General features: G+C 51.5%; 14 protein-coding genes and 1 tRNA gene. 5 read left to right on the top strand and 10 right to left on the bottom strand.

All coding sequences use genetic code 11. The features are described from left to right. Positions 1-1,470 (bottom strand): phosphoribosylformylglycinamidine synthase subunit PurL (gene purL, locus Q7V06_RS08855; RefSeq protein ID WP_304840692.1); only part of this gene is annotated, 1,470 nt, incomplete at its 3' end. A gap of 92 nt (positions 1,471-1,562) precedes the next feature. Between purL and Q7V06_RS08850 the strand changes: the two genes are divergently transcribed. Next, positions 1,563-2,174: a translation initiation factor IF-2 subunit beta gene (locus tag Q7V06_RS08850; RefSeq protein ID WP_304840690.1), complete on the top strand. Its 612-nt coding sequence runs from the start codon at positions 1,563-1,565 to the stop codon at positions 2,172-2,174. Between the two features lie 144 nt (positions 2,175-2,318). Here Q7V06_RS08850 and Q7V06_RS08845 read toward each other — a convergent pair whose 3' ends face one another. Genes Q7V06_RS08845 through Q7V06_RS08820 form a run of 6 tightly spaced genes read right to left on the bottom strand, consistent with a single transcriptional unit; the run spans position 2,319 to position 7,298 of the window. Beyond that, positions 2,319-2,588 carry a DNA-directed RNA polymerase subunit L gene (locus Q7V06_RS08845; protein WP_304840688.1) on the bottom strand — a complete coding sequence of 90 codons (270 nt, stop codon included), beginning with the start codon at positions 2,586-2,588 and terminating at the stop codon, positions 2,319-2,321. A gap of 44 nt (positions 2,589-2,632) precedes the next feature. Continuing rightward, positions 2,633-3,364 (bottom strand): MBL fold metallo-hydrolase, encoded by a 732-nt coding sequence (locus Q7V06_RS08840; protein ID WP_304840686.1) that lies wholly within the window; start codon positions 3,362-3,364, stop codon positions 2,633-2,635. Further along, complete coding sequence (locus Q7V06_RS08835; protein ID WP_304840684.1) at positions 3,355-4,629, bottom strand: ATP-binding protein; 1,275 nt, start codon at positions 4,627-4,629, stop codon at positions 3,355-3,357. Before Q7V06_RS08835 ends, Q7V06_RS08840 begins: the two co-directional genes overlap by 10 nt. Before the next feature lie 49 nt (positions 4,630-4,678). Further along, positions 4,679-5,554 (bottom strand): type II methionyl aminopeptidase, encoded by an 876-nt coding sequence (gene map / locus Q7V06_RS08830; protein WP_304840682.1) that lies wholly within the window; start codon positions 5,552-5,554, stop codon positions 4,679-4,681. Then, positions 5,551-6,681 carry a Xaa-Pro peptidase family protein gene (locus tag Q7V06_RS08825; RefSeq protein WP_304840680.1) on the bottom strand — a complete coding sequence of 377 codons (1,131 nt, stop codon included), beginning with the start codon at positions 6,679-6,681 and terminating at the stop codon, positions 5,551-5,553. The genes map and Q7V06_RS08825 overlap by 4 nt, the downstream gene beginning before the upstream one ends. A gap of 53 nt (positions 6,682-6,734) precedes the next feature. After that, positions 6,735-7,298, bottom strand: a complete 564-nt coding sequence (locus tag Q7V06_RS08820) for a hypothetical protein (RefSeq protein WP_304840678.1) — start codon at positions 7,296-7,298, stop codon at positions 6,735-6,737. A 209-nt stretch (positions 7,299-7,507) separates the two neighbouring features. On the opposite strand from Q7V06_RS08820, the gene Q7V06_RS08815 reads away from it, so the two are divergent. The 4 genes from Q7V06_RS08815 to Q7V06_RS08800 all read left to right on the top strand — a co-directional run bounded on the left by Q7V06_RS08815 (position 7,508) and on the right by Q7V06_RS08800 (position 8,940). Then, the gene (locus tag Q7V06_RS08815) at positions 7,508-7,750 is read left to right on the top strand and encodes a hypothetical protein (RefSeq protein WP_304840676.1); all 243 of its coding nucleotides are present in this window, start codon (positions 7,508-7,510) and stop codon (positions 7,748-7,750) included. 24 nt (positions 7,751-7,774) lie between these two features. Next, positions 7,775-8,074, top strand: coding sequence for a hypothetical protein (locus tag Q7V06_RS08810; protein WP_304840674.1), 300 nt, complete (start codon positions 7,775-7,777; stop codon positions 8,072-8,074). A 35-nt stretch (positions 8,075-8,109) separates the two neighbouring features. Further along, positions 8,110-8,182, top strand: a tRNA-Asn gene (locus tag Q7V06_RS08805). A 116-nt stretch (positions 8,183-8,298) separates the two neighbouring features. Further along, positions 8,299-8,940 (top strand): type 1 glutamine amidotransferase family protein, encoded by a 642-nt coding sequence (locus Q7V06_RS08800; protein WP_304840672.1) that lies wholly within the window; start codon positions 8,299-8,301, stop codon positions 8,938-8,940. A gap of 156 nt (positions 8,941-9,096) precedes the next feature. Here Q7V06_RS08800 and Q7V06_RS08795 read toward each other — a convergent pair whose 3' ends face one another. From Q7V06_RS08795 to Q7V06_RS08785, 3 genes are all read right to left on the bottom strand, one after another. Continuing rightward, positions 9,097-9,546: a hypothetical protein gene (locus tag Q7V06_RS08795; protein ID WP_304840670.1), complete on the bottom strand. Its 450-nt coding sequence runs from the start codon at positions 9,544-9,546 to the stop codon at positions 9,097-9,099. A 199-nt stretch (positions 9,547-9,745) separates the two neighbouring features. Then, positions 9,746-10,294 carry a cache domain-containing protein gene (locus tag Q7V06_RS08790; protein ID WP_304840668.1) on the bottom strand — a complete coding sequence of 183 codons (549 nt, stop codon included), beginning with the start codon at positions 10,292-10,294 and terminating at the stop codon, positions 9,746-9,748. Between the two features lie 108 nt (positions 10,295-10,402). After that, a partial coding sequence (locus tag Q7V06_RS08785) for an ABC transporter ATP-binding protein (RefSeq protein ID WP_370650837.1) occupies positions 10,403-11,079 on the bottom strand: 677 nt, incomplete at its 5' end.

Raw genomic sequence — 11,079 nt, 5'->3', positions numbered from 1 at the left:
GGCGATCGACTCCTCGATCTGCCAGCTGATCTCAGGATGTACCGGGCTTGCGAAGTTTAAGCAGTCGACGATACAGAGGGGTTTTGCTCCATAACAGGCAAGGTTTGAGGCGTTCTCAAGGACCGCGTTTGCTGTCCCTTCGCGTGGACGGAGGTAGATGTGCCGGGGGTTGCATCCGCAGGTGAAATAAAGCCCTTTTCCTTCGAGACGTATCACAGAGGCGTCGGGGCCGAGGGATACGGTCCTGAGCTGAACATCATGATCGTACTGTGAAAAGACCCAGTCCTTTGCCGCACATTCGGGATGAGAGAGTACCTTGCGGCAGAGGGTGCCGAGATCCTCTTCGGGGCGGCGGTATGGCTTTTCGGCACTATAGGGCTTCGTCTCCCACCGGCAGGCAGGCGTTCCTCCAACGAGAAGATCGATTGGGAGGTCACAGACGGTCGCTCCATTGAACTCAACAATATATCGTGGTTCTGCGATCACACAACCGATATCTGCCCATGAGAGGTCGTACTTCTCTGCAATTGATCCGATCAGGGCGACATCCTCTGGTGCGACTTCGGCGAGCATCCGCTCCTGTGACTCAGCGAGCATGATCTCAACCTCATTCATCCTGGTTTCACGGAGGGGTACACAATCCGCAATGATCCGTGCACCAAAGGTGCTTGCCATCTCACTTGATGCACCTGCAAATCCTGCAGCCCCGAGATCTCTACAGGCAACAATTTTCCCGGTATCACACATCTCGATTGTTGCTTCGATTAAGAGCTTCTCGGTGTAGGGATCGCCTACCTGAACACTGGGGCGGTCTTGTGCTTCTGCGTCTTCCGAGAGGTCACGGGAGGCAAACGATGCCCCACCAAGGCCATCACGACCGGTACGGGAGCCAAAGAGTACCAACCGGTTACCCGGCTTTTTTACTCTGCCGGTGATGTATCGATCGGGATCAACGATCCCGACTGCAACAACGTTGACAAGCGGATTGCCACGGTAACTATCATCAAAGATGAGGTCTCCCCTGACAACCGGAACACCGATGCAGTTGCCGTAATCTCCGATGCCTGATACCACATGTTCAAAGAGGTGACGGGTCTTCTCATTATCGAGGGAGCCAAAGCAGAGGGGGTCCATCAGGGCGATCGGACGGGCACCCATCGAGATGATATCGCGTATGATTCCACCCACCCCGGTGGCGGCACCATCGTATGGGTCAACATAACTCGGATGGTTATGGCTCTCCATCCCGATCGCAAGCGCGGTCTTATCTGAGAATGAGACGATTGCAGCATCATCTCCAGGACCAATGATGACGTTCTTCCCATCTGTAGGAAGTGTCCTGAGGAGAGCTTTTGTCGATCGGTAACTGCAGTGTTCACTCCAGAGATTCTCAAAGGCGGCAGCTTCAAGAGGGGTGATATCCCTGCCGAGTTTTGAGCGGATGATCATGAGGTCTTCGGCGGATAGCATTCAATAGAAAGGTCACCCTGTAAGATGAAATAAGGATCTCATATCCCAGGTGATACCACACTTTTTACCACTGAGACCCCCATATACTGTGCATGGTCGATTCGTATGAGGAACTGCTGAAGAAGGCGTACACCGGCATCACCGAGCCGACGGATACAGGGGAGCGGTTCGTCGTGCCGGCGGTGAAGTCGTACCCTGAAGGAAAGACGACAATCCTGGAGAATTTTTCTGAGATCGCCAGTACACTGAATCGGGACACCGAACACCTCATGAAGTTCATGCTCGGTGAGCTCGGAACAGCCGGGAAGATTGACGGCACCCGTGCAATATTCAATGGTAAATTTGAAAATGATGTCCTGACTGTCATTGTAAGGAATTACATAGACGACTTTGTCATCTGCTCGGAGTGCGGAAGACCCGACACACGGCTCGTCAAAGACGACCGGATCCAGATGCTCAGGTGCGATGCCTGCGGCAGCCACAGACCGGTGAGAAAGCGGCGGGCACGGACTGAAGTGAAAGGAACAAGCCTCGAAGAAGGACAGGAGCTTGAGGTCGAGATCGAGTCGGTAAGCCGCCGTGGTGACGGAGTTGCCAAAGTCGGTAAATATATCCTCTATGTGACAGGCGGAAAGCCGGGTCAGAAGATAAACGTAAAAATCACACGGATATCCGGTCAGGTCGCATTTACCCAGCGCACCTGAATTAATACCTCTTTTTTGAGGTCATCTCAAGAGGGGCTCCGTTTCTTAGAAAGAGAGAAAGTAGCTATATTGGGAATGGTTATGTTCTGGAGCACCCGGACAGAACCATTATTTTTATGAACTATTCAATTGCGACTCTTCTGATCAGGCCGATCCGACCTGAGTCAGCAGTTCGTCACAGGAGCGGTTGATCCGGTCGCATGCCTCTCTGATGATCGTGATCGGATCTTTGCTGCCATCTGTCGTGACAAGGAGCTCGGGGTCAGAGAACTGATATTCAATAACATATTTTGCGACATTAACTGTTGGATCAATGAGGATCTCATCAACAAGAAGGTTCATAAATGTGTGCTTCTCTCCAACAAGCATCATTCTAACCTTATTTTTTTCAAGCTCCAGGATCTTTACATTCATTGTGTAGAATAATTGGTACTGAGACTATATAGGTATTGGCGGGATCAGATCGTGAAGATCTCCATATCTGATCCGGTATGAGGCAGATCCCATGAGATCATATGGCTCATATGTACAAACCGGAAGTCTTTCGGCTTCAATTCGGTTGCGAGATCGATCGCATCCGTATAGTTCATATGTTTCGGAATTTTCAGTCCGGATGGCGCCATTGAATCAAGAATGAGGACGTCTGCCCCTTTCATACAGGCGATGCTCTCCTGGGGGATATCACGGCGCGTATCCGAAGAGTAGACGAGGACACCACCCTCTGATTCAACCCGTATCCCATATGTCGGTGCACCGGGATGGGATACCGGAAAGAGTGTTATCGAGAGGTCGAAGAGGGTGAACGGAGAGAACGGATCAACCGGGTGGCAGGGAAAGGGGAGAAATGAGAAGATATCACCACAGTACTCAAGCACCTCAGGTGCCCCATACATCGCAGGCGGCTTCTGCACCCGGTAGAAGTCACCAAATCCCATGAAATGATCATAATGGCCATGCGTCCAGATCCCGGCATCGATATGAGGAGATCCGGCATGAAGGAGCTGTCTCCTGAGATCCGGTGAGGTGTCGATGATGAGGTGGTGTGATCCGGACCGGATTAAGAGAGAAGTACGGAGCCGCTCCCTCCCCTCCTTCCAGGCTGTTGTGCAGACGTCACAGCTGCACCCAATCTTGGGCGTACCGATCGCATCTCCGGTTCCAAGGAGAGTGATCTCCATAGTTATGTCCATCCGCCCTTTCTAAGGGCGTTTCTGCGATCAACAAGGAGCATCCCCTGCTCAATATCAATCTCAGCGACCTCTTCCCGATCCTCAATGAGAGCCGCCATTACAGCCTCCTTCACCATCAATCGGAGATCGGCACCGGTGAAACCTTCCGTCCTAGCTGACAGGACAGAGAGATCCAGAACAACAGGAATATTCCGTGTGATGGTTCTTAAAATCGCTTCCCTCATTTGAATATCCGGAAGAGAGAACGGGACGACCTCATCAAAGCGTCTCCATGCCGCTTCATCAAGGATTCCGGGATGATTTGTCGCACCAATGAAGAGTACTCCCGACCTTATAAGGCTGATATGGTCGATACTCTTTAAGAGCGTATTCACCGCCCGCTTCATTGCCCCATGATCATCGGAGTCTCGTGTCCGTGCCACATAGTCGAACTCATCGATGAAGAGAATGCAGGGCGAGAGCTTCTTGGCAATCTCAAAGATACGGTCGATGTTCTTAGAAGTCTCCCCCAGGTACTGGGAGGTGATCATCGAGAGACGCGCCTCAAAGATTGGCATATGCAGTTCGCGGGCAAGGGAAAGAGCAAATGATGTCTTTCCTGTGCCAGGAGGGCCAACAAAGAGGAGTCGTCCGATCTGATAGATCTGCTGTCTCCTGAGGTACTCCTGATGAGAAAGCGCAACTTTGATCTTTTCAATTACTTCAAGCTGCTCGGGTGTCGCGACGAGCGAGTCAAAAGACTCCTCGATCTCTTCAGGCGCACGAAACGTTCCAAGGGCAAGAGCCTCCCTCATCTCTTCTGATTCAGCACTCAGAGCCGAGATACGAGATTCAAGGAATGCACGACTATCCTCGTACAGAGGATTCACCTTCAGTGCAGTTTTATACGTAATATCCTCTGATCCTGCCTTCTCATAAAAGAGAGCCAGAGCTGGGTTTGCTGTGGCCTGCGCTCTTCCGCCCCGATCCAGGAACCAACGGGCCGCGGGATCAAGTGCGGTGATCGTGAGACGCTGTCCAAAGTCGTCAAAACCGATGAACGGGTTTGATTGAATGAGCTTATGCGCATCTTCAATTCCGAGCATCCGCTTTGCCATGCTGTTGCTCACTATGAACGGGCGTTTCAGATCAGATCCGTTTTTACTGATACCGAATGCATCACGACATAACGGCGTTAGATCTGCAATACCGAGCGATTCCTCACGGTTGACGATCTCTGCTGTGAGAAGGAGCTCCATGAGCCGGAGGGTGGTGGTGTCAGCCATCTCCATGTGTTAACCTTTATTATTATCCTCGAATCCGAATAAGAGTATCTCACCTGGTGGTGACGATACACCCGTCTTCAGTGATGATCAATGTATGTTCAGCCTGCGATACAAGCGACCCGGAGATATCCTGGAGAACAGGATATGCACGGATAATCCCCTGCCGGATAAGCGCTGTCAGGGCGATCTCCGGACGGTCTGTTGTGAGCCATCGTCTGGCAAACGGAAGACCCCGCCTCTCCCTGGTCTCTTCGAGGATCTTTCTTCCTGCCGGAAGACGAACCGGTTTGACTGCTATCTGAGAGAAGATTTCAGCACGGTTAGCCTCAGTTACACGACCATATCCCGTAGATGCAAACGGCTCTATGGCGATGACCATCCCTTCTCTCAGGATCGTTCCCCCTCCTGATCCAATATTTGGAATTGAGGGAGATGCATGAATAGAATAGCAATCAAGACCATGACCGGTGAGGTTGGCAACAGGCCGAAAGCCCCTTTCCGTGATCGCCTCCTGGACCGCAGATCCGATCTCACCGGAACGGGTGCCCGGACGGGCAAGGGAGATGGCCGCATCAAGGGCTGCGCGCGATGCCCCGACCAGAAGGGCATTATCCCCAAGGTCGACGGTTAGTGCGGTATCTGCGATATAACCGTTGATATGAACTCCGATATCGAGTTTGACGAGATCCCCCCGGACAAAGATCCGTTCATCCTTTGGCCCTGCGGTATCATGTGCTGCCGCTTCGTTAAGGGAGATATTCGGGGGAAATGCGATCCCGGCACCCTCTTCTTCGATCATCTGACAGACCGAATCGGCGACCTCGGCAAGAGGCGTATCAGGTGCTATCATATGCGCACCCTTCGTAAGGATCATCTTTGCCAGCCTGCCGGCTTCCCTGTACTGATCCAGCACCTCATCATTCATAAGCAGAAGACCTCCGGGAATCTGGTTATCCTGCTGAAACCGCCACCTGTCACAAGACCCATATCCTCAATACGGACCCCGCCGATTCCGGGATAATATAAACCGGGCTCGATGGTGATGACATTTCCTGCTGCAAGGGGGCTACCCCGAAGATTGAGGGAGGGGGCTTCATGAATATCAAGGCCAACTCCATGACCGAGGCTGTGAACAAAACCATGTGGTTCTGTTCCGTACCCACAGTCTGAGAAGAATGAGACTACGGCCTGATAGATGGACGATCCATCTGCTCCGGCACGGATGAGTGAGAAGGCAAGTGCCTGCGCATCGGAGACGGACTCATACATCTCCCGGATCTCAGGAGACGGTTCACCCCGTACAACAGTCCGGGTCATATCGGCAAAGTATCCGGTCTCCTCATCCTGTGGGAATATATCGAGGATGATTGGTGCATCCGCTGCAATTGGACCGCTCCCCCTGAGATGAACCTCTGACGTTTCATCACCGGATGCTACGATTGTGTCAACCCCCCTGCAACCATGTTCGAGGAGCTTCGCATGAATCGCATACCGTACCTGTTCTGAGGTGAGAGGAGATCCCTCGGGCGTTACAAGATGATCTCCGGAGGGCCGTGACCGCCGTATCATTGCCAGTGCTGCTGTAAGCGCATCCTCTGCGGCTGCCTGTGTCTTCTGCATCATCCCGATCTCCCTTTCGGTTTTAATTGCGCGGAGGGAGGATAGAGCATTTTTTTCGATGGTAATGTTTCCAAACGAACTGATATCCTTCGCAAGCCCAAAGGGGAAATCGGATGGGACGATAATATCCCCTCCGGCGAGATCGGCAATGACTCGTGCTGTTGCCTTTGAGATATCCGGCTCTTTTTTGAGGACCTCAAAGAATCCGGCATCGGCACGGCTCATAACAGTACAGGGAGATTCAACTGCTGCGCGGGTGATCTCCATTGCCGGAACAACAATGATGCCTTTCTCATTATACCGCTTCAGATAGATGACCGGATCACTCGTCCGAAAAGAGGTAAGGTATCGTATCGTAGCATCTGACGAGGTGCCATAGGCGACATAAGCCAGAGCGCCTGCCTGATGCATGGCTTCATCAATTGCATCCATTCTATTCTGGTTTGCTATCAGAGAAGATGTATCTTCGGAAAGGGGAGATCTGATCAACCGGACTCGGCACGGATGCGGGCAGCATCGGCTCTCCCGATTGCACCTGCTGCATCAAGCGAGAGGGTATTGGCACTCTCAAGATATGACAGCGCTTCTGCTGCGTCTTTCTTTCCGGCATCAACCATATCAAGATACTGGCGCAACGATGAGAGACGCCCGATCAGTGCATTCTGCGCATTCCACATCTCTTCATCATAGACACGAAGATTCCAGGCAATATCGGATGCCCTTGCACCCTCGTTTCCTTCAAGAGTCTGGGCAATTCCCCAAAACCGGGTGACAGAAGCCGATACCTGACGATGCTTCCCGGATACATCAGCAAGGAAGCCTTCTTCCCGTGCGATCTGTGTCCTGAGGACCCGGGAGTTCACCGATCCCCCACTTACTTCTATGTTCCAGAGATCGATTCCTATCGTATAGACGATGAAGTAATTATCAAATGATGTCCGGTGTGCCGATATCGCAGAGATGACCTCATCCCTCTGGGCTTCCAGATCGCCGGATGAAAAACACCCCGTCGTATAAATACAAGCAGACAGGATGATGACCAGGGCCATACTCAACCGGACAGAACGACTCAGCCACATATAGTAGCACTATTCTATGAAGTTACAGTATAAATGGATATTGCATCACAATACCCTCTTTTCAGGAGCAACTGTCTTTTTTGAGGACATACAACAAAAATAAGCACCATTAACCCCATTTATATGATAGCTCAGGTTTTCATCGCGCATGCTATGTACTGGCAGGGCATATACTCTATATGGAAGATTCGGTCCAACAGACATTCCGGATTAAGTTCATAAAAATAGTTATCCTGCTCAACATCTTCATCTTCACACTGGCAGGAGCCGTACTCATCTTCTTAATTGTCCCTTCAGGCGTATCGTTTAAGATACCGGCGGTTCTTGTTCTGAGTATTATTGCAGTTGCTTCAGGACTCATCTCGAGAAGGGAGTATATAAGCACAAAACAATGGCTTGATCTCCATGGTAAGTCCGTATAATTGCCTGGCAGGAGTTGTTTGAAGGTGCTTGAGAAACTTCGTGACGAGATTGAGTTAATCCAGCGGCATCTCCTCGTCGCCCGTGCAGTAGTGGAACATGAACCTATTGGGATCATCAAACTCTCTGAGGTTCTTGGGCAGCAACAGCACCGGGTGAGATACTCTCTCCGCATCCTTGAACAGATGGGCTACATTCGCGCATCACCGCTTGGGGCATATGCCACTCCGAAGATGAGGGATATGCTCAAAGGAGTTCCGGGAGAACTTGATGCATTTATCAGGGCACTTGAGGAGATGAAACGAGGAGAAATAGGTAATGTTTAAATTCTGTAACAGGCAATGTTATTAGGCAACTCAGTGCCGCCATAACTCAGTTGGTAGAGTGGCTGGCTGTTAACCAGCATGTCACAGGTTCGAGTCCTGTTGGCGGCGTACGCAGGATCATTCCTTATCCAATCGATTCTTTTTCCGAGTTTTTTTCACGAATCGTTCATCCCATATTTGGAGAAGAGATAAACTCTTCATGCCGGGGAGATAATCAGATAACAATGGCTGCAATCTATCTGTATGTCACAGACACGCTCGCGGACTGGGAGTGTGGACACGTTCTTGCCGAACTCCATTCCGGGCGGTTCTTAAAGGATCCGGCTTTCGGGTACGATCTTGTCCTCTGCGGCAGGACAATGGATCCGGTAACCACGATGGGCGGGCTGAGCATGGTGCCGAAGGTCCTTTTTAGGGATATCCGACCCGTGACCGGGGATCTGGTTCTCCTGCCCGGTGCGGATACCTGGCTTGACCCGATCCAGGGCCCGATAATTGAAATGGTCCGGATGCTGCTCGATGAAGGCGTGGTTGTTGCCGCAATCTGCGGGGCTACGATGGCCCTTGCCAATGCCGGGCTGCTGGATAAACGCCCACACACCAGCAATGATCTCACGGTACTCAAAATGTTCTGCCCGGATTATCATGGCGAACAGTTTTACGTAAACGACCCTGCGGTTACGGACGGCAACCTGATCACGGCAGGCAGCCTTGCACCGGTAGAATTTGCCACCCACATATTCAGGAGACTGGACGTGATGAGCCCGGCAACCCTCACCGCATGGCACGCGCTCTTCACGACACGAAAACCCGAGTGTTTTAACGCACTCATGGCATCGCTCCCGAAAGGATTCAAAAACCCGTAACTACCATATCAGAAAGGCAGCTGAACCTCTCACCTGAACATCATATAGAGTGCAGTCGTGCCTCACGCAGGCACGTGGATTGAATATCTGAAGGGAATTCCGGTGTCCCGGTAAGGGATGGCTCGACCAGTAATGTAAAAATAAGTTGAGCCTCTCTCAACTCTTCTTCAGCACATCCATTGCAATGGAGAAGGGATCGCTCACAACCGAGTAGATGAGTTCCATCTCATCAGGAGCGACAAGGTACCCGGAAGAATACCCCCCGCCATCTGCTCCCCCTGTCTCGACCAGGGTTATTGTCCTGCCGTCACGGCCGATCGCCCCGGCACACGCAACGCTCTCCCATCCTGATTGCTCCGAAAAGGTAATCTCTCCCGAAAATATCCGGTCATTCTGTTCGGTGATCCTGAGAGTCATGGTATACCCGGAAAAGTTGGTATACCCGATCCCATACACATACCCGGTCATCGTGCCGGTCCAGTTCCCGATAAGGTTCGGAGGCTGGATATCAGCAGCAACAGTGCTCTGCTGGGAGCTGGTGGTACATCCACAGATCAGCACGGCAACCAGAAGGATACCTGCACAGAGGATTATTTTCATTTTCATACATCCGTGTGAATCGAGAAAGGGGATAAACATGATCAATCAGCGCACCAGCCCGGACCGGCCACTCATGTTGGACGAAAGGCTGCGTCGGACGGCTCGCGCACCACTCCCATCGGGGATATTCCCCTGTTTTTCCGAATCTTTCGGGATGCTGATCTCTGCTCCGGCGGATCCTTCAGGAGATGCCCACTGCTGAGGATTACGTCAGCAGATCTTCTGACAGATCCACCGGCCCAAGGTATATACCGGAACCAAGCCACCAGTCATCATCGATCATTTTCCCATACCCAAGTTTGGATTCAAGTATCCGGTTGTTTGTCGGATTTATATAGGTGAAACGATAAAATCCGCTGCCTTCTCTGACCTCTTCACCCATCTCCGTAACAAATACCCCGATGGCCCCCTCATCCAGACGGGTTTTACCTACTTTCTCGGGATTGATCGGGTGGGCAAGGGTTGTACCGTTGAATCCGTAGGCGTAGATATAGAGTTCGCCTTTGATGAACGAACCATTTGGGTTGTTAAACTCTGCAAGTGCTTTCTCACTTCCAAATAGATGCACATACTCAACCGCACTGTCAACAAAGGCAACAAGCGATTCATTTGAGGTATAGCCCCCCTGTTGCCCGGTATTGGTAACCACAGGTGTTGAGGGGGGAATGTGAGTCCGGGTGTGGGTACAACCAGCCGTTATAAGAAACAGGGAGAGAACCATCACAAACAGAACGAAGAGTGATGTTTTTTTCATCTTATACAATTGTCATTCAAGCTCATAAAATCAATATAAACGAGATAAATCTTTCTATTTACCTTAAAAAAGATGAGTTGAAATTGCCGGGGAAACCCCCGGCACTCATCACTCCACAATCTTCCCGTCCTTCATCCGTATCACCCGGTCAAAGTATGGGAGATGCCACTCTTCATGAGAGACCATCAGAATCGTCTGACCCCGCTCCCGGTTGATCCCGGCAAAGAGATCGAGGACGGCTTTTGAGTTCTCCGAATCAAGGTTCGCACACGGCTCGTCTGCAATGAGGATCTCTGGATCATTCACAAGACCGCGTGCGATGGCGACCCGCTGCTGCTCCCCGCCTGAAAGTTCCTTTGGGAGATGATCGGCCCGTGCACGAAGCCCGACCTGATCGAGCATATGCAGGACCCGCCCCCGGATCTCGTCTTCCGTAACCCCCCGTGCCATCATCGGGAGTGCCACGTTCTCAAAAGCTGTCAGATCATGCATCAGGGCATACTCCTGGAAGACATATCCAAGCCAGTCCAGCCGGAAGAGGGTTCGCTCATAATCCGAAAGAGCAATCACATCCTCTCCGGAGATGATGACTGATCCGCCTGACGGAAGATCAAGGAGGCCGATCATATGGAGGAGTGTGGATTTTCCACTCCCCGATGCCCCCGTAATCCCGACAAATTCACCTTCACTGATACTGACACTCACCCCGTTCAATGCATGAACAAGCACGTCTCCCATCCTGTATGTCTTCCTGAGGTCACGAACTTCAATCATTGAATCATCCC

The organism is Methanocalculus sp. (assembly GCF_030651615.1).
Classification (GTDB): Archaea; Halobacteriota; Methanomicrobia; order Methanomicrobiales; family Methanocorpusculaceae; genus Methanocalculus.
The sequence above is the reverse complement of the archived record's forward strand: the minus strand, read 5'-3'. Positions and strand labels throughout refer to the sequence as shown.

What these genes read in the sequence shown, in the direction of transcription:
- Q7V06_RS08850 (WP_304840690.1), top strand. Translation starts at nt 1,563, where the DNA reads ATGGTCGATTCGTATGAGGAACTGCTGAAGAAGGCGTACACCGGCATC.
- Q7V06_RS08845 (WP_304840688.1), bottom strand. Translation starts at nt 2,588, where the DNA reads ATGAATGTAAAGATCCTGGAGCTTGAAAAAAATAAGGTTAGAATGATG.
- Q7V06_RS08840 (WP_304840686.1), bottom strand. Translation starts at nt 3,364, where the DNA reads ATGGACATAACTATGGAGATCACTCTCCTTGGAACCGGAGATGCGATC.
- Q7V06_RS08835 (WP_304840684.1), bottom strand. Translation starts at nt 4,629, where the DNA reads ATGGCTGACACCACCACCCTCCGGCTCATGGAGCTCCTTCTCACAGCA.
- map (WP_304840682.1), bottom strand. Translation starts at nt 5,554, where the DNA reads ATGAATGATGAGGTGCTGGATCAGTACAGGGAAGCCGGCAGGCTGGCA.
- Q7V06_RS08825 (WP_304840680.1), bottom strand. Translation starts at nt 6,681, where the DNA reads ATGGATGCAATTGATGAAGCCATGCATCAGGCAGGCGCTCTGGCTTAT.
- Q7V06_RS08820 (WP_304840678.1), bottom strand. Translation starts at nt 7,298, where the DNA reads ATGGCCCTGGTCATCATCCTGTCTGCTTGTATTTATACGACGGGGTGT.
- Q7V06_RS08815 (WP_304840676.1), top strand. Translation starts at nt 7,508, where the DNA reads ATGGAAGATTCGGTCCAACAGACATTCCGGATTAAGTTCATAAAAATA.
- Q7V06_RS08800 (WP_304840672.1), top strand. Translation starts at nt 8,299, where the DNA reads ATGGCTGCAATCTATCTGTATGTCACAGACACGCTCGCGGACTGGGAG.
- Q7V06_RS08795 (WP_304840670.1), bottom strand. Translation starts at nt 9,546, where the DNA reads ATGAAAATGAAAATAATCCTCTGTGCAGGTATCCTTCTGGTTGCCGTG.
- Q7V06_RS08790 (WP_304840668.1), bottom strand. Translation starts at nt 10,294, where the DNA reads ATGAAAAAAACATCACTCTTCGTTCTGTTTGTGATGGTTCTCTCCCTG.